Genomic DNA, 21,020 nt, shown 5'->3' with positions numbered 1-21,020 from the left:
TCCATCAGCATCGTCATGCCCGGCACAAGGCCGGGCATGACAGACGGAGTAGTTGTTACTCCGCGCCGCCAGCCGCTGCCGCCTCCGGCTCCTTCTCGCGCTCGGCCTTCTGCTTGGCTTCCAGATCCTCGCCGGTCTGCTGGTCGACGACCTTCATCGACAGCCGCGTCTTGCCGCGATCGTCGAAGCCGAGCAGCTTCACCTTCACCTTGTCGCCTTCCTTGACGACGTCGGAGGTCTTCTGCACGCGGCCCTGCGCCAGCTGGCTGATATGGACGAGGCCGTCCTTCGAACCGTAGAAGTTCACGAAGGCGCCGAAATCCATCACCTTCACCACCGTGCCTTCGTAGATCTCGCCGACCTCCGGATCGGAGGCGATCGACTTGATCCACTTGATGGCGGCGCGGATCTGCTCGCCGTTGGCAGAGGCGACCTTCACGGTGCCGTCGTCCTCGACGTTGATCTTGGCGCCGGTCTTTTCCACGATCTCGCGGATCACCTTGCCGCCGGTACCGATCACTTCGCGGATCTTGTCGACCGGAATCTTCAGCGTCTCGATTCGCGGAGCATGTTCGCCGAGTTCGGCGCGCGCCGCGGTCAGAGCCTTGGCCATCTCGCCCAGGATATGGATGCGCCCGTCCTTGGCCTGGCCGAGCGCGATCTTCATGATCTGCTCGGTGATGCCCGCGATCTTGATGTCCATCTGCAGCGAGGTGATGCCCTGCTCGGTGCCGGCGACCTTGAAGTCCATGTCGCCCAGATGATCCTCGTCGCCGAGAATATCCGACAGCACGGCGAACTTCTCGCCTTCCAGGATCAGGCCCATGGCGATGCCCGCGGTCGGCCGCTTCAGCGGCACGCCGGCATCCATAAGCGCCAGCGAAGTGCCGCACACGGTCGCCATCGAGGACGAGCCGTTCGACTCGGTGACTTCCGACACCACGCGGATGGTGTAGGGGAAATCGTGCTTCGCCGGCAGCACCGGATGGATCGCGCGCCAGGCAAGCTTGCCGTGGCCGATTTCGCGGCGCTTGGTGCCGCCGAGACGGCCGGTTTCGCCGACCGAGAAAGGCGGGAAGTTGTAGTGGAGCAGGAAATGCTCCTTGTAGGTGCCCTGCAGGGCGTCGATCCACTGCTCGTCCTCGCCGGTGCCGAGCGTGGTGACCACCAGCGCCTGGGTCTCGCCGCGGGTGAACAGCGCCGAGCCGTGGGTGCGCGGCAATACGCCGGCCTCGCAGACGATCGGACGCACGGTCTTCAGGTCGCGGCCGTCGATGCGCCTGGAGGTATCGAGAATGTTCCAGCGCACGATCTTGGCTTCGAGTTCCTTGAATACGCCCGCCACGCGAAGCTTGTCGTATTTCGGCTCGGCACCTTCCGGGAAGAAATGCGCCATCACCTTGTCTTTCGCGGCGCCGACTGCCTTGTGCCGCGCCTGCTTGTCGGCGATGCCATAGGCCGCGCGGACGTCCTTCTCGACCAGACCCAGAATTTCCTTTTCGAGATCGGAATTGTCGACGACGGTCAGATCGCGCGGCTCCTTGGCGGCCTTCTCGGCCAGCTGGATGATCGCCTGGATCACCGGCTGGAAATGCCGGTGGCCGAACATCACGGCGCCCAGCATGATCTCTTCCGACAATTCCTTGGCTTCGGATTCCACCATCAGCACGGCATCGCCGGTGCCGGCGACCACGAGGTCAAGCTCGCTCTCGGCCATCTCGTCGATGGTCGGGTTGAGCACATATTCGCCGCCGACGAAGCCGACGCGCGCGGCGCCGATCGGGCCCATGAAGGGTGCGCCCGAAAGCGTCAGCGCGGCGGAGGAAGCCACCAGCGCAAGAATGTCGGGATCGTTCTCCATGTCGTGCGACAGCGTGGTGACGATCACCTGCGTCTCGTTGCGCCAGCCATCGGCGAAGAGCGGGCGGATGGGACGGTCGATCAGGCGCGAGACCAGAGTCTCCTTTTCGGTCGGCCGGCCTTCGCGCTTGAAATAGCCGCCGGGAATGCGGCCGGCCGCATAGAATTTCTCCTGATAGTCGACGGTCAGCGGCAGAAAATCCACGCCCTCGCGCGGGGCCTTGGCCGCGACCACCGTCGCGAGCACAGTGGTTTCGCCATAGGTTGCGACGACGGCGCCATCGGCCTGGCGCGCGACCTTGCCGGTCTCGAGGGTGAGCTTGCGCCCGCCCCAGTCGAGTTCAACGGTATGCTTTTCGAACATTTTGCTTTTCTCTCATCGGTTCGGACTGAGAGAGGAGCCATGTGCAAGACGGCGAGACATTGCCGGGCCCGACGCGGGCGCGATCAAGCCGCAATATCCGGCGATCCTGCCATGGCTCATCCCTCCGGGATGTGAGCGGGCCAATCCGTATTGTCACCGCTCGGGATCCGGCAGATTGCGCTGCCGGTCGTACAAGAACGCGATGCTTCGCGTTCGCTCAAAACAAGCGGACGCCACAACGCGCCCGCGTCATGTGAGCACGACGTTGTCCGAAAACCGTCAGACACGTCTCGGCATCGTGCTCTTCCGCATAAGGGATGCGGCAAGAAATCAGCGGCGGATATTCAGCCGCTCGATCAGGTCCTTGTAACGCGCCTCGTCCTTGCGCTTGACGTAGTCGAGCAATTGGCGGCGCAGCGACACGAGCTTGAGAAGCCCGCGGCGGGAGTGGTTGTCCTTGGTATGGGTCTTGAAGTGACCGGTCAGGTTGTTGATCCGCTCGGACAGGATCGCGACCTGGACTTCGGGCGAGCCGGTGTCGCCGGCCTTGCGTGCAAACGTCTTGATGACTTCGGCCTTGCGGCCGGCTTCGATCGACATCGTCAAATGCCTTTTTCTTTGCCGGCGCTGCCAGTCAGGCCGGTTAGGTTGAACACGCGCCTGGGGACGATCTGGCCCTGGCCGGTCTCGGCAAGGGCGATCAGATCGCCCGCCACCGTGACGTAGACCAGGCCCTCGAGAATGGGAGCGTCCCGTCCGCGCAGGATGACGGCCTGGCCTCTCTGGAGCCTTGCCGCATCGGACCTGTTGACGGCCAGTGCCGGGATGTCGTCCAGCGCGGTCTCAACGGGCCATAACGCGTCGGCGAGGCTTGCCTCGCCGGCGGCGGCTCTATCGCACAAAGCCTCCAGCCGTTCCAGCGAAATCATTTCGCCCTCGCCGAACGGCCCAACGGAGGTGCGCCGGAGCGCCGAAACGTGCCCCCGGCAGCCCAGAAGGCGGCCGAAATCCCGCGCCAGCGCCCGGACATAGGTTCCCTTGCCGCAGTCTGTCTCGAAAACCGCGTGGTCCGGGTCCGGGCTCTCCACGAGGTCGAGCCGGTCGATTTCGACCTCCCGGGGCTGCAGTTCCACCACTTCGCCGTCGCGGGCGATATCGTAGGCCCGCTCGCCGTCGATCTTGATGGCGGAAAACTGGGGCGGGGTCTGCAGAATCACGCCCCGGAAAGAGGGCAGGATCGCCTCGATCTGGTCGCGCGACGGGCGGGCGTCGCTGGTCTCCACCACCCGGCCTTCGGAATCGTCGGTATCGCGTTCCTCGCCCCATCGCACGGTGAAGCGATAGGTCTTGGTCGAGTCCATGATGAACGGCACGGTCTTGGTTGCTTCTCCAAGCGCGATCGGCAGGCAGCCGGTGGCGAGCGGATCGAGCGTGCCGGCATGGCCCGCGCGCCTGGCGGTGAACAGGCGGCGGATCACCGCGACCGCATGGGTCGAGGTCATGCCGACCGGCTTGTCGAGGACGACCCAGCCATGCACGTCGCGCTTCTCTCGGCGGTGCTGCTGCTTTCGCTTTTCTTTTTTGTTTGCGCCGGTATCCGCAGCTTGCTCGATGCGCTCCCTCCCCCCTGCAACCCGAGCCTGTTCGGGTTGCGCATCATCATGCGCAGACGTGCTCCGCGCGTCGACCTCGCCCTCACGGGGGGAGGTGACGGAGTTCGTGGCGCGGGTGTCGCTCATGCCCGCACCTCCGCATGCAGCGTCTCGATCGTGCAGGGCGTAAAGTCCTTGCGGCATTCGAATTCGACCACCCATCTCTCCGTATTCGGCAATCCATTGAGCCGGAACGCCTGTCGCTGGCAGGTCCACAATTGCCGGTCCTGCAGAAGGCGCGAGCGATGGCAATCGAAGCCGTCGCGTGCAAAGGTCCGCGCGATGTCCGCGTGATGGACGCCGGCCGGGATCACCTTGAGCACCTGCTCGCTCGCTTCGGCGCCCGAGCTGTCGCGCGGCGCGTCGTAGAAGGCGCGCGTGATGGGGCCGTCGTTGTTGGTTGTCCAGTATGCAAGGATCGCGACCGCGCCGATCCCGGCCGCGGTCACGCCGAATCTCTTCAGCGCCACGTTAATTGCCTCCCGGATTGTCGTCCGATTCGTCCGGAACGCTCTCGACATCGCGCCGTACCTGCGGCGTTCGCAAAAGCTTCTCGATCCGTTCCGCTTCGTCGAATCGCTCGTCGGCGCGGAATCGAATGTCAGGTGCGAATTTCAGGTTAATGCGATGTGCAATCTCGCCGCGCAGGTAGCGTTTGTTGTTATTCAGCGAGGCGATGACTTCCTTCACGTCCTTGCCGCCCAGCGGCATGACATAGATCGTCGCAAGCTTGAGGTCTGCGGTCATGCGCACTTCGGGAATGGTGATCATGTGGTTTTCGATGACGGGGTCATGAACCTCGCCGCGAGACAGCATCTCGGCCATCGCATGGCGGATCAATTCGCCGACGCGGAGCTGGCGCTGGGATGCGCCGGCCGGACCTGAATCTTGTTTGGGCTTCTTGTTTCGTGGCATGACGAATTTTCCTGGCATCGTCCGCAAAAGCGGGCGATCCGGTAGTCACCGCAACGCGGGCTACTGGATGCCCCGCTTTCGCGGGGCAGGACGGTTCAGCTGGTTTTGTAGAGCGACAAACGAAGCCGTGAGACTTGGACTCACAGGCTGCGCTGTATCTGCTCCACCCGGTAACACTCGATCACGTCGCCCGAGCGCATGTCCTGATAATTCTCGAAGGCCATGCCGCATTCCTGGCCGGCCTTCACTTCCTTTGCGTCTTCCTTGAAGCGCTTGAGTTGCGAGAGCTTGCCTTCGTGGACCACGACGTTGTCGCGGATCAGCCGGACATCGGCGCCGCGTTCCACGGTGCCGTCGGTGACGATGCAGCCGGCGACCTTGCCGACCTTCGACACGTTGAACACTTCCTGGACACGGGCATTGCCCAGCATGGTTTCACGCCGCTCTGGCGTGAGCAGGCCGGACATCGCCGCCTTCACGTCATCCACCAGATTGTAGATGATGTTGTAATAGCGAATCTCGATGCCGTCGCGCTCGGCCGCCTCGCGTGCTTCCTTGTGGGCGCGCACGTTGAAGCCGATCACCGCGGCGCCGATCGATTCCGCTAGCGTGATATCGGATTCGGTGATGCCGCCGACGCCCGACAATACGATGCGGGCCCCGACCTCATCGGTGCCGAGCTTGTCCAGTGCACCGATGATCGCCTCCATCGAGCCCTGCACGTCGGCCTTGATCACAAGCGGGAATTCCTTGCGGCCCACGGTCTTGACCTGTGCCATCATCTGCTCGAGCGAGCCGCGCATGCCGGTCTGGCGGGCGGCCTGCTTGTCGCGCTTCTGGCGCTCGCGATAGGACGTGACTTCGCGCGCCCGCGCCTCGTTCTGCACCACCGCGAGACGGTCGCCCGCGTCCGGGGTGCCGTTGAAGCCGAGCACCTCGACCGGCACCGATGGGCCGGCTTCCTGCACCGTATCGCCCTTGTCGCTGACGAGCGCGCGAACGCGGCCCCATTCGGCGCCGGCCACGATGATGTCGCCGATATGCAGTGTGCCGCGCTGGATCAGCACGGTCGCGACCGGTCCACGGCCGCGGTCGAGCTTGGCTTCGATCACGGTGCCTTCCGCCGGGCGGGACGGATTGGCCTTGAGATCCAGAAGCTCCGCCTGCAGGCCGATGGTATCGAGCAGCTTGTCGAGATTGAGCTTCTTGGTCGCGGATACCTCGACATCGAGGACGTCGCCGCCGAGCGATTCCACCTGCACCTCGTGCTGGAGAAGTTCGGTGCGCACGCGCTCGGCCTTGGCGTCCGGCTTGTCGATCTTGTTGATGGCGACGATCATCGGCACCTTGGCCGCCTTGGCGTGCTGGATCGCCTCGATCGTCTGCGGCATCACGCCGTCATCGGCTGCGACCACGAGCACCACAATATCGGTGACCTTGGCGCCGCGCGCGCGCATCGCCGTGAATGCGGCATGGCCCGGCGTGTCGATGAAAGTGATCTTGCCGTGATTGGGCGCTTCGACCTGATAGGCGCCGATATGCTGGGTGATGCCGCCGGCTTCGCCAGAAACCACATTGGCGGAACGAATCGCGTCGAGCAGCGAGGTCTTGCCGTGATCGACATGGCCCATGATGGTCACGACCGGGGCGCGTGAAACCAGCGCCTCCGGATCGTCGGCTACGTCGAACAGGCCTTCTTCCACGTCGGATTCGGCCACGCGCTTGACGGTATGACCGAGTTCCTCGGCAATCAGCTGTGCGGTATCGGCGTCGATCACGTCGTTGATCGTCGCCATATGACCCTGCTTCATCAGCATGCGGATCACGTCGACGCCGCGCTCGGCCATGCGGTTGGCGAGTTCCTGAATGGTGATGGTCTCCGGAATCACCACTTCGCGGATCAGCTTGTCCTTCGGCTCATCGGCGTGATGGCCCTTCAGGCGCTGGGTGCGGCGGCGGAATGACGCGACCGAACGCTCGCGCACCTCGTCGGCGCTGCCGGCATTCACGACCGTCAGCCGCGTGCGCTGCTTCGGCACGGCGGTCCGCGTCGGCTTGACCGGAGCGGTCGGGCGCACGGCTGCGCCGCTGCCGGGCCGGCGTCCGCGCGGCGTCACCGAGGATTCCTCTTCCTCGGCCTCGATCACGGGCTGCCGGGCGACGCCCAGCCGGGCGCCGCCAGGGGCGGCGGGTGTCGCGGCGGTGTCATCGCCGAAGCGCTTCTTGGCTTCCTGCTCGGCCTTGCGCTTGGCCTCTTCCTCGCGGCGGTGACGTTCTTCTTCCTCGCGCTTGCGAGCCTCCGCGGCCTCGCGTTCGGCCTTCTCCATGCCTTCGCGGGTCTGGCGGCGGCGTGCCTCTTCCTCGGCGATCTTGCGCTCTTCCGCCTCCCGCAGGCGCGCGTCTGCCAGCGCATGCGCGCGTGCATTGCGTTCGTCATCGGTCAGCGTGCGCAGCACGACGCCCGATTTCGACGGCGCGGGGGCGGATGAGCCGGCCGCGCCGCGCGCTGCCGGCGCCGGCGCGCGCTTTGGCACGACCGGTTCGGCGACGGGCTCCGGCTTGGCATCGCCGGCTCCGCCGATCACGCGGCGCTTCACCTTCTCGACCACGACCTGCTTGGTGCGGCCATGGCTGAAGCTCTGGCGGACCACGCCCGTTTCGGTGCGCGGCTTCAGCGTCAGCGTCTTGCCGCTGCCGAGCTTTTTTTCGCCAGGTGTCTTCGTCTCACTCATTCGTATTCCGTTCCCGAATCCGTTCAGTTGGGTTCCTTGTCCAACGCGCGCCTTGGCCCCGGCATTTCCGTTTCGCCGGTGCGAAAGCGCATCAAGCGCAGACAACGCGTGAGGAAGCCCTGGCTTGCTGGGCCGGCAAGCAGGGCAGCATGTATCACATTTGACCGCCCCAATGCCAAATCCAATTGTGCGCCTGAAAATGCCCGGATTACCGGAATTTCAGGACTTTCGCGGTCTTCGTTGCGGCGCAGAAGCGCCCGCAGCTTGCGCACGCCGTCGTCCGAGCCGTCCGCCGCATGCAGAAGCGCGATCGCGGTATCCCGGTTGAGGGCCGCTTCGACCTTGGTGAATCCGGTGGCGACGGTGCCGGCCTTCCCGGCAATCGACAGCGAATCCAGCGCCGCGCGCTCCAGCAGGCGGTCGGTGACGGCGCCCAGATCGGCGCCGGCCCGCACCTCGCGCTTGAAGCCCTTGGCGAACAGCTTGCGGCGCCCCGCGAGGTTGACCGCCTCGCGGGTGGCGGTGACCCACAGGCCACGTCCCGGCAGGTTGCGCTTGACGTCCGGTACGACCTCCCCGTCGGGGGCAGTGACAAACCGGATCAGTTCCTCAACCGGCTTGACCTTGCGCTCGACCACGCAAAGCCGCTCCGGTGCGGCACCCTTGTGGGGGCCGCTGTCGAGCGCGGTATCGTCGAGCGTTGCGAGCATGCCGGGCTAGCCACCTCACGCGTCCGCAGTTTCGGGCTCGGCCGCTTCCTCGGCGGCCTCTTTGACCAGATCGGCCTCCGTGATCCAGCCGGCCTTCAGGCGGGCCTGCATGATCATGGACTCGCATTCGTCGCGGGTCATTTCGAAGCCGTCCAGAATCCCGGGCTCGCGCTTGGTTTCGCCGTCCTTGCGTTCGGTCCATCCGAAGAGGTCGTCGGTGGCGCAGCCCGCCAGGTCTTCGACGGTCTTGATGCCGTTCTCGCCGAAAGCCACCAGCATCTGCGTGGTGACGCCCGGCACTTCCCGGACGGCGTCGTCGACTCCGAGCGCCTTGCGCTTTTCGTCGTATTCCACCTCGATCCGGTTGAGGAAATCCCGGGCGCGCGACTGCAGCTCTTCCGCGGTTTCCTCGTCGAAACCCTCGATCCCGGCGATTTCCTTCACATCGACCAGCGCCAGCTCGTCGACCGTTGTGAAGCCTTCGGAGGCCAGCAATTGCCCCACCACCTCGTCGACATCGAGCGCCTCGATGAAGGTCTTGGTGCGGTTCTGGAACTCGGCCTGCCGGCGCTCGGATTCTTCCTGCTCGGTCAGGATGTCGATATCCCAGCCGGTGAGCTGCGAGGCCAGCCGTACATTCTGACCGCGCCGTCCGATCGCAAGCGACAATTGGGCATCGGGAACCACCACTTCAATGCGTTCCTTGTCCTCGTCGAGCACCACCTTGGCGACCTCGGCCGGCGCCAGCGCATTCACCACGAAAGTCGCGATGTCGTGCGACCACGGGATGATGTCGATCTTCTCGCCCTGCAATTCGTTCACCACCGCCTGCACCCGCGAGCCGCGCATGCCGACGCAGGCGCCGACCGGGTCGACCGAGGAATCGCGCGAGATCACCGCGATCTTGGCGCGCGAGCCCGGGTCGCGCGCGACCGCCTTGACCTCGACGATGCCGTCATAAATTTCCGGCACTTCCTGCGCGAACAGCTTGGCCATGAATTGCGGATGGGTGCGCGACAGGAATATCTGCGGTCCGCGCGGCTCGCGCCGCACGTCGTAGATATAGGCGCGCACCCGGTCGCCGTTGCGGAAAACCTCGCGCGGCAGCATCTCGTCGCGGCGCACAATGGCTTCGCCGCGGCCGAGATCGACCACCACGTTGCCGTATTCCACCCGCTTGACCACGCCATTGACGATGTCGCCGATGCGGTCCTTGTATTCCTGGTATTGCCGGTCGCGCTCGGCCTCGCGCACCTTCTGCACGATCACCTGCTTGGCGCTCTGCGCGGCGATGCGGCCGTATTCCAGCGGCGGCAGGGCGTCGGCGATGGTGTCGCCGATCTGCGCCGACGGATTGAGGCGGCGCGCGTCCTCGAGGCTGATCTGGTTCGACGGGTTCTCGACCGCCTCGACCACCAGCATGTGGCGGGACAGGCGGAGTTCGCCCTTCTTCTGGTCGATCTCGGCCCGAACCTCGGTCTCGCTGCCATACCGCGATCGCGCGGCTCTCGCGATCGCGTCTTCCATGGCCGCGATCACGATGCCGCGGTCGATCGATTTTTCGCGGGCCACCGCGTCGGCGATCTGCAGCAATTCGAGCTTGTTGGCGCTAACGGCGGCCATGGTCACTCTCCTTCGTCATAACCAGCGGACCGCAATTGCCTGGCGCGGTCCAGTTGCGCTTGCTTCGGACGCGGAACCGTCCGGTCCGTCGTCTGCTTCGGCCGATCTGTGGCCGAGGCCCTTGGCTTTGCCCTCGTCTTCATTCTGGGCGCCAAATCGCGCTCGGCCTGCGTCTCGCTCTCGCCGCGGGCTTCGCGCTCGGCGGCCTTGCCCTTGCGCAGCGATTCCGCAATCAGATCGTCGGTGAGGACCAGCCTGGCTTCCGCCATGTCCTCGATCGGCAGCAGAAATTCCCGGTTTTCGCCGGCCTTGGCGGCCTTGGCGTCTTCGTGGCGGATTCGCACCGCGTCGCCCTCGACGCCGAGCAGGATGCCCCGAAAGCGCTTGCGGCCGTCTGCCGGGACGCTCATCTCGATCTTGGCGAGATGCCCGACTTGCTTCTCGAAATCCGACCGCCGCACCAGCGGCCGATCGATGCCCGGCGATGAAATCTCCAGCCGGTAGGCGCGGTCGATCGGGTCTGCGACATCGAGCACCGGCGACAGGGCATGCGAAATCACTTCGCAATCGTCGATGGTCAGCGTGCCGTCCGGCCGCTCCGCCATCACCTGGACCGTGCAGCCGTCGGCGGCCGAGATGCGCACCCGAACCAGCCGATAACTCATGCCCTCGAGCACGGGCTCGACAACGGCCGCGACGCGCGCAGCCAGCCCTGGCTCCGCGATCATGCGCGGTTCCACCACGGGCTTTGCAGCGGCAGACGACAGGCTCATGGAAGCTGTTCGGTCCTTTCGAGTTCTCGTTTGCCCGGAATCGCCGGATGCATGCGCACCCGGAATCCGACCCGTCGGTAATAAAAAAGAGCGGGTCCCGGGCGGGGCCCACTCTCAAAAGCCGACCCGACCGGATCGTTATGAGGGCGTCTTAAGACACGCGGAATATAGCCGTTTTCCGTGCTTTCGCAAGGGACAAAGGGCGGGAACCGGCTAACCCTTCCTTCAGAAAGCGCAGGTAAATTTGAGTGGTTTCCTGCCGATTTTGCGATTCGACCGGTCTTGATGGCGCCTGCCTTTTCACTGATCCCGGAACTGGAAAGCGTCGTTCGTCACGGGTCGGACGAACGGCGCCTGGACGCGTTGCGCCGCATCACGGCACTGTTCCTTCACGGATCAAGCCGGTTCAACGACGACCATATCCGGCTGTTCGACGCCGTGTTCGTCATGCTGATCAACGAGATCGAGAGCAAGGCGCGCGAGGAATTGTCGCGTCAGCTCGCCCCGGTCGCCCGATCTCCGATCGCAGTTGTGCGGCGCCTTGCCAGGGACGAAGACATCATGGTCGCCGGCCCGGTGCTGGCGCAGTCGCCACGGCTTGTTACGGCGGACCTGGTCGAGATTGCGGGTTCGATGAGCCCCGAGCATCTTTATGCGATATCGAGTCGCACCGCGATCGAGGAGCCGGTCACCGATATTCTGGTGCGCCGCGGCGATTTCATCGTGCGGCGGAAGCTCGCCGGCAACAGCGGGGCGAAGATATCCGAGAACGGGTTCACGACCCTGATCCGCAGCGCCGAGCACGACAGCGTGCTGGCCGAGACGGTGGCGCTGCGATCCGACGTGCCCGATCACATGTTTCGGGAGTTGCTGTCGCGCGCAACCGAGGTGGTGCAGCGGCGCCTCCTTGCGAACGCGCGTCCGGAAACGCAGGCGCGGATCCAGACCATCCTGACGCGGATATCCGGCGAGGTACTGACCGGCAAGCCGACGCGTGACTTTTCGGAGGCCGAGGCGCGCATGCGCGCGCTCGCGGAGACCGGGCAGCTTGGCGAGGTCGATCTTGCCGACTTTGCCAGGAAGCAGTCCTACGACGATACGGTGGCGGCACTGTCCCAGCTTACGGGTGTCCCGACCGGGGTGGTGGACCGTCTGATGTGCGGTGAGCGGCCGGACCCGATCCTGATTCTGTGCAAGGCCGCCGGCCATGCATGGCCGACCGCACGCGAAATCCTGCTTGCGCGGCTCGGCAATCGCGGAAAAGGTGCGCCCAGTCTCGATGCGGCCAGTGCCAATTTCGACCGCTTGTCCGCCGCGACCGCCAGGCGTGTGGTGCGTTTCTGGCAGGTCTCGCCGGTCGGCCTGAAGAACGCGGTTTGACCCTGCGAAGCGACGCGCCAAACTATTTGCGCCTGAATGTGAGATAGCAGGGGGTACGACCTTCGCGCTTGGCCTTCGTTTCATAGCGCGTGCTGTTGAAGTCCGGCCACGGCTTGCGCCAGTCATCGGCGCGCTCGGCGGTCCAGACGAAATCCGGCGATCGCAACAGCCGCAAAAGCGTCCAGGCCGTGTAATCGTCGATATCGCTGGCGAAGCGGAATTCGCCGCCCGCTCGCAGCACGCGGGCGATCTCGGCAACGGTCCGGTCCTGCACGAAGCGCCGCTTCCAGTGCCGGCGTTTCGGCCAGGGATCGGGATAAAGCAGATACACCGCGGCAAGCGAGGCTTCCGGCAGCCATGCAAGCAGGTCGATGGCATCGCCGTGATGCAGGCGGATATTCGTCAGGCCCCTTGCGTCGATTGCGGCCAGCGCCTTGGCCATGCCGTTCAGGAACGGCTCGACGCCGATGAAGCCGGAGACCGGACTGGCCTGCGCCTGCGCGATCAGATGCTCGGCGCCGCCAAATCCGATTTCGAGCCGCGTCTCGCGGACGGTGCCGGGGAACAGCGCGGACAGGGACGCCGGCGCGGGCTGCGACAGGTCGATTGCGAGCCGCGGCAGCAGCGCATCGATGAGTTTCGCCTGGCCGCTGCGCAGTGCCTTGCCCTTGCGCCTTCCGAAGAACGCGCCGCGTGCCGTCTCGTTACGGGGATCGGAATGCATAACGGCCGCATCCATGATGCGGCCGTTCGCAAAACTCAACTCTGTTGATGGTCTTATCGGACCGCCTTGCGGATCTGATCGGCCAGATCGGTCTTTTCCCAGGAGAAGCCGCCGTCCTTTTCCGGCGCGCGGCCGAAATGGCCATAGGCCGCAGTACGCCGGTAGATCGGACGGTTGAGCTTCAGCGAGCGCCGGATGTTGGTCGGCCGCAGCGGGAACAGTTCGGCCAGGATTTTTTCCAGTTTGCCGTCGTCGACCTTGCCGGTGCCGTGGGTGTCGACGAGAAGCGACATCGGATCGGCGACGCCGATCGCATAGGCCACCTGGATGGTGCATTTGTCGGCGAGGCCCGCGGCCACGACATTCTTCGCAAGATAGCGAGCCGCATAGGCCGCCGAGCGGTCGACCTTTGTCGGGTCCTTGCCCGAAAAGGCGCCGCCGCCATGCGGCGCATAGCCGCCATAGGTGTCGACGATGATCTTGCGGCCGGTCAGTCCGCAATCGCCGTCGGGCCCGCCGACCACGAAATTGCCGGTCGGATTGACCAGGAAGTCGGAGTCCTTTTTCGGCATCCAGCCCTTCGGAAGGGCCGACGCGACAGCGTCACCGATCAGGTCTTTGACCATGGAGGGCGTGTATTTCTTGCCGTTCCGGCTCGCCGCATTGTGCTGGGTCGAGACCACGACCTTGGTGCAGCCGACCGGTTTGCCGTCCTCGTACTTGATCGTGACCTGGCTCTTGGAATCCGGCTGCAGATCGAACAGCTTCTTGGAGTGGCGCTGGTCGGCCAGCACCTTCAGAATCTTGTGCGCGAAATAGATCGGCGCCGGCATGAACGAGTTCTTTTCGTAGACTTCGCTCTCGGTGCAGGCGAAGCCGAACATCATGCCCTGGTCGCCGGCGCCTTCCTCTTCGCCGCCCTTCTTCTTCTTGGCGTCCACCCCCATGGCGATGTCCGGGGACTGGCCATGCAGCAGCACCTCGATATCGGCCCCGTGATAGGAAAATCCGTCCTGATCGTAGCCGATGTCCTTGACCACATCGCGCGCGATCTCGGCGATCAACTCGCGGTTCACCACCGATCTTCCGCCGTAATTCTTGAAAAACGGGGCCTGCCCCCGGCCTTCGCCCGCGATGACGATCTTGTTGGTCGCGGTCAGGGTCTCGCAACCCAGCCGCGTATTGACGAGGCTGTCATCGGCGATCCCGAGTTTGATGTCGTTCTCCAGGAAGGCGTCAAGTACGGCGTCGGAAATCTGGTCCGAGACCTTGTCCGGATGCCCTTCGGAGACGGACTCGCTGGTAAAAAGGTGGCTCTTGCGCGGCACTGATGCACTCCCCCTAGGGACGAAAGCGGATCATTCGTCGGTTGTGGAAAAGCTGTTCAATGCAGCCTTGTCACGGCGCGGTCAAGATGTGGGCTGGATGGGCGGTGGTGTTGGGCGCGGTGGGATCACTGCTCGTCGGCGGCGATCTGCTCCACCAGTTCGACAATCCGCCTTCGCAATTTCGGGGTCTTGATGCGCATGAATGCGCGGGTCAGCGCGAGCCCGTCCGAAGTCGCAAGAAAGTCGGAAACATAGGACGGGGAGGGCGCCTCGGCAAAACCCGATTCCGGATTTGAATTATTCGGAGCCCCCTCGAAGAAGAACGAGACCGGCACCTGGAGAATGTTGGAAATCTGCTGAAGGCGGCTCGCACCGATCCGGTTCGTCCCCTTTTCATATTTCTGAACTTGTTGAAACGTCAGCCCCAGCGCGTCACCCAGCTTCTCCTGGCTCATGCTGAGCATCATGCGTCTCATACGAACGCGAGCCCCGACGTGTTTGTCCGTTGGGTTCGGTGCCTTCTTGACCATTCTTTTCTCCGAAGCGCGACGCATAACGTCTCCTTACACGCCGACGCTTGCAGGATGGTTTGCGCATGTTCCAAGCGCGCGTCAAACGATTTGTCATCCGCTTTGTCCGTACGAAAGTTGCGAATGACACGAATTGCCGGCGCGCCCCAAATTTTGCTTGCCGGAATTCATTTAGCAAGAGGACAATTTGGCGCCGGTTCGAAGAATGCCCCGCAACGGCAAATATTGCGTTCCACAACAAATCGCTTCGCAGAGCGGTGGTGGAATGAATCTAACCAGCGTGTTTTGACCGATAACGTATCACTATGAGCAAGAACAGCGCGAGCCCCATCCCGGCAATACTGTCCCCAAACCGGGCATAGACGGTGGGTGCGGCCGCGTGCGGCAACGGCGAATCCAGAACGCCCTCGACTCCAAGCGGCAGTTTCCGGACGATCCGTCCAACCGGGTCCACGACGGCCGAAATACCGTTATTCGCAGAGCGAACGAGCGGCAGGCCTTCCTCGATCGCGCGAACGCGTGCCTGCTGAAAATGCTGATAAGGGCCCGAACTTATTCCAAACCATGCATCGTTGGTGACGTTCAGGAGCCAGCCGGGGCGTTCGCCGGAAGGAACAACCGCACCGGGAAACACGATCTCGTAGCAGACAAGGGGCAGAAATCGCGGCGCGCCCCGCAGATCGTAGGCGCGCAACCGGTCGCCCGAAAGGAAGCCGCCCGGCAGCTTGGTGAGTTGCATCAGCCCGAGCTTTTCCAGAGCCGGCTGGAAGGGAAGATATTCTCCGAACGGAACGAGATGCACCTTGTCATAGACCGACAGCACGGTGCCATCATGGTCGATCACGTAGACTGAGTTATAAGCGCGCGTCCTTTTGTCGCCGGATGGTTCGGCGGCGCGCGCGGCGCCGGTGATCAGGATGGTACCGGCCGGCAGCAGATCGGCGATCTGTGCCATCGCGTCGCCTTCACGCGTCAGGAAGAAGGGAAATGCCGATTCCGGCCAGATCAGGTGCGTCACATCGCGCAGGGATGCGCTCTGGGGGCCGGTCGCCCGGTCGGAGAGCGCGAGGTAATGGCTCATGATCTTCTGGCGCGCGGCGTAGTTGAATTTCTCATCCTGCGGCAGATTTGGCTGCATCAGGCGCAGCCGCACATCATCGACAAAGCGTGTCGGATTTTGCCCAAGCCGCCAGAGGCCGAAGCCGGTCATGACGGCGAGGATGACGATGCCGGCAGCAAGCGGCAGAAAGCGACGGCTGTTGTTAGCCGTTTCGTCGGCTAGCGTCGCGGGGCCGGCGAAGATTGCGACCGCGAGGAAGGTCAGTCCCCACAATCCGAGAACGGAGGCGCTCTGTGCCAGCACGAGCGGACCGGTCAGGGTGTATCCGTAGCTGTTCCACGGAAACCCGGTCAGCACATGCCCGCGTAGCCATTCGGCAAGCGTCAGCGCCACCGCAAGCGCGATCACGCGCATCGCACCGCGAGGCCAGATCAGCCGCGCGAATGCAAAGCCGGCCGCGGTGAAGATCGCAAGCCCCGCTGGCAGCGCCGTCACCGCAAACGGCAACAGCCATCCGAAGGTTTTTGCATCCACCAGGAAGGCATGGCCGATCCAGTACAAGCCGGCCAGGAAGTAGCCGAAGCCGAAAAACCAGCCCGCGACCGCCGCCGCGGGAATCCCATGAAGGCGGCCAGCCGCGGACCCGTCGATCAGCCAGACCGCAACCGGAAACGTCAGGAACAGAACCGGCCACAGATCGAACGGCGCGAGACCCAGCACCGATATCGCTCCGGCTGCGAAGGCGATCGCGGCGCGGCGCCAGCCCCAGGAAAGGATGACGGCGGAGGCAATGGTCCTGCTCACGGTTGTTGCGGGCTCTTTCGGGGGCCTTGTTCCTGCGGCGCGGGCGTTGCCAGCTTGACTTGCACGGGCGCCGGCAGTTCGCGCGCCCGCTCGGTGCGCCCGCTCTTGCCACGGTGGATCCTGACCTTCTTTACGCGGCGCGGATCGGCGTCCAGCACTTCGAACTCGAAGCCGCTCGGGCCGGGCACCAACTCCCCGCGCACCGGGACGCGGCCCACCTGCGAAACCAGATAGCCGGCAAGCGTATCGACCTCGTTCAGCGCTTCGCCGACATCAAAGCCCTTTCCGACCGCTTCGATCACGTCTTCCAGGCTCGCGCGGGCGTCGGCGACGAACGAGCCGTCGGATTGCCGCTGGATACCCGGGGCTTCGTCCTCGTCATGCTCGTCTTCAATGTCACCGACGATCAGTTCGACCAGGTCCTCGATCGAGACGATGCCGTCGGTGCCGCCATACTCGTCGACAACCAGCGCGAGGTGAATGCGCGTCGCCTGCATTTTTGCCAGCAGGTCGATCGCCGGCATCGACGGTGGCACGAACAGCATGGTGCGGATGATTTTGGTTTTCGACAGCGGCATCGCGAGATCGACGGCGCTGAGATCGAGCATTCCGGTGGCCGATTCCGCGTCCTTCACGGCGGATGCTTCGGCAAGCGGCTTGTCCGCTTCGCCCTCCGTCGCCTTCTTCCTGCGGCGCGGCTTGGGTTTGGCCGCGGTCGAAGCTCGCGCGGTGATGAAGGCGATGAGGTCGCGGATGTGAATCATGCCGACCGGGTCGTCGAGCGTGTCGTTGAAGGCCACGAGCCGCGAGTGTCCGGCCTTCTCGAATACCTTGACCAATTCGCCGAGCGCGATGTCCTGCTGGACCGCGACGATATGCGCGCGGGGCACCATCACGTCGTCGATCCGCCTTTCGCGCAGCCCAAGGATATTCTTGAGCATCGTGCCCTCTTCGGGCGAAAAGCCGAGTTCGCTCGGAGCACTTTCTTCGAGAACCTCTTTCAGGTCGGCGCGTGTCGAGCCTGCGCGCCAGCCGAAGATCGCGCGTAGCCAGCGAGACAGTGCGCTCTCACCGCCGTCGCGAGGTCTTCCGGCGCCAAGGGTCGCAGGCAGATTGCGAGGACTCTGGGGTTCGGCCGTTTCGTTCGGCTGCTCGGGCTCGGGCATGGCGTTCGCCTCAGTCCGCGGAGGTCGGATCAGCATAAGGGTCGGCGATGCCGAGCCCCGAAAGAATCCGAGTCTCCAGATTTTCCATGCCAACGGCCTCGGCGTCGGTTTCATGGTCAAGACCGACGAGATGAAGATAGCCATGAACTGCCAGATGCGCGAGATGGTCGGCGAAGGCCTTGTTTTCCGCAGCAGATTCGGCCTCGACCGTCTCACAGGCGATGGCGATATCGCCCAGATGGATGGCGCCAGGCAGCGCGAACGATTCGCGCGACGGGAAGGACAGCACGTTGGTCGGCCTGTCGATCCCGCGCCACGTTGCATTCATATCGCGGATCGTGGCGTCATCTGTCAGCATCACTGCGACCGAGCCGGGCCGCCCGACCAACAGAGCTGCCGCTTCGATGGCGCCCCGCACCACCGCATCTGCCCCGGGATAGGCCGTCCAGCGCGCGGATTGCGCTATTATCTCGATCTCGATCGAATCGCTTGTGCGGAGCGTTCTGGCTGGGGCCGTCATGATTTCGACCCCGGTGCTTTCGGCGGCGGCGCGGCCCGGTCGTAGGCGGCCACGATCTTTGCAACCAGTTCGTGGCGGATCACGTCCTCGTTCTTGAATGCGACATGTCCGATGCCCTCGACGTCCGCGAGCAGCCGGGCGGCCTCGGCAAGTCCGGAGGTCTGACCTGGCGGCAGATCGACCTGGCTCGGATCGCCGGTTACGATCATACGGCTGTTCTCGCCGAGCCGTGTCAGGAACATCTTCATCTGCATCGAGGTCGTATTCTGCGCCTCGTCGAGAATGATCGCGGCATTGTGCAGTGTGCGACCGCGCATGAAGGCCAGCGGCGCCACCTCGATCTCGTTCTCTTCCATCGCGCGCTCGACGACGCGCCGGTCCATGAGATCGAACAGCGCGTCGTAGATCGGGCGCAGATAGGGGTCGACCTTCTCGCGCATGTCGCCCGGCAGGAAGCCGAGTCGCTCGCCTGCTTCAACCGCCGGTCGCGACAGAATGATACGGTCGACTTCCTTGCGCTCGAACAGCGAGACCGCATGGGCGACGGCGAGCCAGGTCTTGCCGGTGCCGGCGGGCCCGGTCCCGAACACCAGCGAGTGGCGCTTGAGCGCGCGAATATAGGCGTCCTGCCCGGCGGTGCGAGCCCGCACGGTGCGCTTGCGCAGAGCGATGTCTGCAAAGTTGGTTCGCGCCGTGGCGGGATCGTCATCGAACAGCGAGCCCTGCGCGACCGCCTGCCGGATGGCGCCTTCGACGTCGCCCTGGACGATTTCGCCGCCATTCTTCAGCTGCTCGTAAAGCGTCTCCAGTACCCTTCGCGCCTGATCGCAGGCTTCACGCGTACCCTCGATGGTGACGTGGTTGCCGCGAGAATCCGCCACCACGTCGAGCTTGCGTTCGATCAGGGCCAGATTTTGCCCGTATTGTCCGAACAGCGCTGAAGCGAGCTTGTTGTCGTCGAACGCGAGCATGGTCTGGATCGCAGGGGCGTCGTCTGCCTTTTGCGCGACGGGAGTGCCGTGACCTGGCTTGTAATTGCGCAATGCCGTCAGGCCCCCATTGCCGCAAGTCGCGCGTGCTGCGGCGCTTGTGCCGCCGGCTCCGCCGCGAGCGTTCCGAACAGGCTGTGATGTCCGGTCTCGTCGATCCGGACGGGCATGATGGTGCCGATCAGCGACAACGGCGCCATGATCTGTACCGGCTGCAGATAAGCCGACTTGCCGGTAATCTGTCCGGGATGGCGTCCCGGCTTTTCGAACAGGACGGCGAGCGTGCGCCCCACGCAACTGCGGTTGAAGTCTGCTGCCTGGCGCTCGATCAGCCGCTGCAACTCATGTAGCCGCTCGGTCTTCACGGCTTCCGGCACCTGGCCGTCCATGTCTGCAGCCGGCGTGCCCGGTCGTGGCGAATATTTGAAAAAGAACGATCCGGAGAAGCCGACCTGTTCGATCAACTTCATCGTGTCGGCGAAATCGCGGTCTCCTTCACCGGGGAAGCCGACAATGAAATCGGAGGTGAAGGCCAGCGCCGGCTGTGCGTTGCGCAACCGGTCGATGATGCGCAGGTAGTCGTCACGGGTGTGACGCCGGTTCATCGCCGCCAGGATGTGGTCGGAGCCAGATTGTACCGGCAGATGCAATTGCGGCATCAGTTCGGGAAGATCGCGATGTGCGGCGATCAGGCTATCGTCTACATCGCGCGGATGACTTGTCGTGTAGCGCAGCCGTTCGATGCCGGGGATTGCGGCGAGTCGGTGAAGGAGCCGCGCAAGCGTCCAGCTGCCGCCGTCATCTCCTTCGCCATGATAGGCATTCACGTTCTGGCCGATGACGGTGATCTCGCGGATGCCGGCGTCCGCGAGTCGCTCGGCTTCGGCAACAATGTTGCTCGCCGGGCGCGAGACTTCCATTCCGCGCGTATAGGGGACGACGCAGAAGGTGCAGAACTTGTCGCATCCTTCCTGGATGGTGAGGAAGGCGGTGACGCCGCGGGCGCGAATCGCGTCGCGCGTCGGATTCTTCAGAAAATTGAACTTGTCCTCCGTCGGGAACTCGGTTTCGACCGGTTGCTCGCCGCGTGCGGCTCGTTCGAGCAGAGCCGGCAGCCGGTGATAGCTTTGCGGTCCGACGACGAGATCGACGACGGGCGCGCGCCGCATGATTTCCGCGCCCTCGGCCTGCGCAACGCATCCCGCAACCGCGATCGTCATCCTGCGACCTGCATTGGCGGCCTCGCTCTTCAGCAGGCGGAGCCGGCCAATCTCGGAATAGACCTTTTCCGCTGCCTTCTCACGGATGTGGCAGGTATTCAGCACCACGAGGTCAGCGTCGGCGACGTTGCTCGTCTCGGTGAATCCTTCCGGGGCCAGCATGTCCGCCATACGAAGCGAATCGTAGGCGTTCATCTGGCAGCCGTAGGACTTGATATGAAGCTTGCGGGGTCCGGTCATACCGCTCTGCGGGGCGCTGTCGGCGCGAGATGCGTCAACGGTCCTGATCCTTCCGTCCAAATGCGACAGGCATGCCGGGGTTCCTCGGAGCCTCCCTCTTACATCCAATTGCCCCAAAAAGGAATTCGCCGCCGTCCGCGTTGCCGACTTTTTGGCAGGTCCGCCGGAAATAACCCGGTTTTTACAAGCTTCAAGAGGCTGTTGCCGCCGATCGGGCACCTAGCCCGCTTTGTCGTCCTTGAGCGGAACGGCGTATAATTCAAGACGGTGATCGACCAGTTTGTAGCCGAGCTTCCGGGCCACTTCGGCCTGCAGCCGCTCGATCTCCTCGGACTGGAACTCGATCACCTCGCCGGTGCGCAGGTTGATCAGGTGGTCGTGATGGGCATCCGAAATCTGCTCGAAGCGAGCCCGACCTTCCCGGAAATCA

At 64.1% G+C, this 21,020-nt stretch carries 19 protein-coding genes; 1 reads left to right on the top strand and 18 read right to left on the bottom strand.

Annotated features, from left to right (window positions below; translation table 11 throughout):
* Positions 1–55: 55 nt before the first annotated feature.
* The 9 genes from pnp to rimP all read right to left on the bottom strand — a co-directional run bounded on the left by pnp (position 56) and on the right by rimP (position 10,629).
* Positions 56–2,224 (bottom strand): polyribonucleotide nucleotidyltransferase, encoded by a 2,169-nt coding sequence (pnp, locus tag AB7F49_RS15910; protein WP_428523981.1) that lies wholly within the window; start codon positions 2,222–2,224, stop codon positions 56–58.
* Positions 2,225–2,554: 330 nt separating this feature from the next.
* The gene (gene rpsO / locus AB7F49_RS15905; protein ID WP_428523979.1) at positions 2,555–2,824 is read right to left on the bottom strand and encodes a 30S ribosomal protein S15; all 270 of its coding nucleotides are present in this window, start codon (positions 2,822–2,824) and stop codon (positions 2,555–2,557) included.
* Between the two features lie 2 nt (positions 2,825–2,826).
* Positions 2,827–3,963 carry a tRNA pseudouridine(55) synthase TruB gene (gene truB, locus AB7F49_RS15900; protein ID WP_428523977.1) on the bottom strand — a complete coding sequence of 379 codons (1,137 nt, stop codon included), beginning with the start codon at positions 3,961–3,963 and terminating at the stop codon, positions 2,827–2,829.
* The gene (locus tag AB7F49_RS15895) at positions 3,960–4,346 is read right to left on the bottom strand and encodes a hypothetical protein (protein ID WP_428523975.1); all 387 of its coding nucleotides are present in this window, start codon (positions 4,344–4,346) and stop codon (positions 3,960–3,962) included. The genes truB and AB7F49_RS15895 overlap by 4 nt, the downstream gene beginning before the upstream one ends.
* 1 nt (position 4,347) lies before the next feature.
* Positions 4,348–4,791, bottom strand: a complete 444-nt coding sequence (gene rbfA, locus AB7F49_RS15890; RefSeq protein ID WP_428523973.1) for a 30S ribosome-binding factor RbfA — start codon at positions 4,789–4,791, stop codon at positions 4,348–4,350.
* 140 nt (positions 4,792–4,931) lie between these two features.
* Positions 4,932–7,523: a translation initiation factor IF-2 gene (gene infB / locus AB7F49_RS15885; protein WP_428523972.1), complete on the bottom strand. Its 2,592-nt coding sequence runs from the start codon at positions 7,521–7,523 to the stop codon at positions 4,932–4,934.
* Positions 7,524–7,546: 23 nt separating this feature from the next.
* Positions 7,547–8,233: an RNA-binding protein gene (locus tag AB7F49_RS15880; RefSeq protein ID WP_428523970.1), complete on the bottom strand. Its 687-nt coding sequence runs from the start codon at positions 8,231–8,233 to the stop codon at positions 7,547–7,549.
* Positions 8,234–8,248: 15 nt separating this feature from the next.
* Positions 8,249–9,856 (bottom strand): transcription termination factor NusA, encoded by a 1,608-nt coding sequence (gene nusA / locus AB7F49_RS15875; protein WP_428523968.1) that lies wholly within the window; start codon positions 9,854–9,856, stop codon positions 8,249–8,251.
* A 2-nt stretch (positions 9,857–9,858) separates the two neighbouring features.
* Complete coding sequence (gene rimP, locus AB7F49_RS15870) at positions 9,859–10,629, bottom strand: ribosome maturation factor RimP (protein ID WP_428523966.1); 771 nt, start codon at positions 10,627–10,629, stop codon at positions 9,859–9,861.
* A gap of 285 nt (positions 10,630–10,914) precedes the next feature.
* Here rimP and AB7F49_RS15865 point away from each other — a divergent pair, with 285 nt between their 5' ends.
* Entirely contained in the window at positions 10,915–12,009 is a 1,095-nt protein-coding gene (locus AB7F49_RS15865; RefSeq protein WP_428523964.1) for a DUF2336 domain-containing protein, read from the top strand.
* A gap of 22 nt (positions 12,010–12,031) precedes the next feature.
* On the opposite strand, the gene trmB is transcribed toward AB7F49_RS15865, so the two are convergent.
* The 9 genes from trmB to AB7F49_RS15820 form a co-directional block, all read right to left on the bottom strand.
* Complete coding sequence (gene trmB / locus AB7F49_RS15860) at positions 12,032–12,748, bottom strand: tRNA (guanosine(46)-N7)-methyltransferase TrmB (protein WP_428523962.1); 717 nt, start codon at positions 12,746–12,748, stop codon at positions 12,032–12,034.
* 38 nt (positions 12,749–12,786) lie between these two features.
* Positions 12,787–14,061 carry a methionine adenosyltransferase gene (gene metK / locus AB7F49_RS15855; RefSeq protein ID WP_428523960.1) on the bottom strand — a complete coding sequence of 425 codons (1,275 nt, stop codon included), beginning with the start codon at positions 14,059–14,061 and terminating at the stop codon, positions 12,787–12,789.
* A 125-nt stretch (positions 14,062–14,186) separates the two neighbouring features.
* On the bottom strand, positions 14,187–14,591 hold the full coding sequence (locus tag AB7F49_RS15850) for a helix-turn-helix domain-containing protein (RefSeq protein ID WP_428523958.1): 405 nt from the start codon (positions 14,589–14,591) through the stop codon (positions 14,187–14,189).
* A 271-nt stretch (positions 14,592–14,862) separates the two neighbouring features.
* Entirely contained in the window at positions 14,863–16,455 is a 1,593-nt protein-coding gene (lnt, locus tag AB7F49_RS15845; protein ID WP_428523956.1) for an apolipoprotein N-acyltransferase, read from the bottom strand.
* Positions 16,452–17,621 (bottom strand): transporter associated domain-containing protein, encoded by a 1,170-nt coding sequence (locus AB7F49_RS15840; RefSeq protein WP_428523954.1) that lies wholly within the window; start codon positions 17,619–17,621, stop codon positions 16,452–16,454. The genes lnt and AB7F49_RS15840 overlap by 4 nt, the downstream gene beginning before the upstream one ends.
* Positions 17,622–17,631: 10 nt before the next feature.
* Complete coding sequence (gene ybeY, locus AB7F49_RS15835; protein WP_428523952.1) at positions 17,632–18,141, bottom strand: rRNA maturation RNase YbeY; 510 nt, start codon at positions 18,139–18,141, stop codon at positions 17,632–17,634.
* On the bottom strand, positions 18,138–19,112 hold the full coding sequence (locus tag AB7F49_RS15830; protein ID WP_428523950.1) for a PhoH family protein: 975 nt from the start codon (positions 19,110–19,112) through the stop codon (positions 18,138–18,140). Before AB7F49_RS15830 ends, ybeY begins: the two co-directional genes overlap by 4 nt.
* Before the next feature lie 77 nt (positions 19,113–19,189).
* Positions 19,190–20,590: a tRNA (N6-isopentenyl adenosine(37)-C2)-methylthiotransferase MiaB gene (gene miaB, locus AB7F49_RS15825; RefSeq protein ID WP_428523948.1), complete on the bottom strand. Its 1,401-nt coding sequence runs from the start codon at positions 20,588–20,590 to the stop codon at positions 19,190–19,192.
* A gap of 219 nt (positions 20,591–20,809) precedes the next feature.
* A partial coding sequence (locus AB7F49_RS15820) for a transcriptional repressor (protein ID WP_428523946.1) occupies positions 20,810–21,020 on the bottom strand: 211 nt, incomplete at its 5' end.

Source organism: Pseudorhodoplanes sp., assembly GCF_050250235.1.
In the GTDB taxonomy this organism is placed as follows: Bacteria; Pseudomonadota; Alphaproteobacteria; order Rhizobiales; family Xanthobacteraceae; genus Pseudorhodoplanes.
The sequence above is the reverse complement of the archived record's forward strand: the minus strand, read 5'-3'. Positions and strand labels throughout refer to the sequence as shown.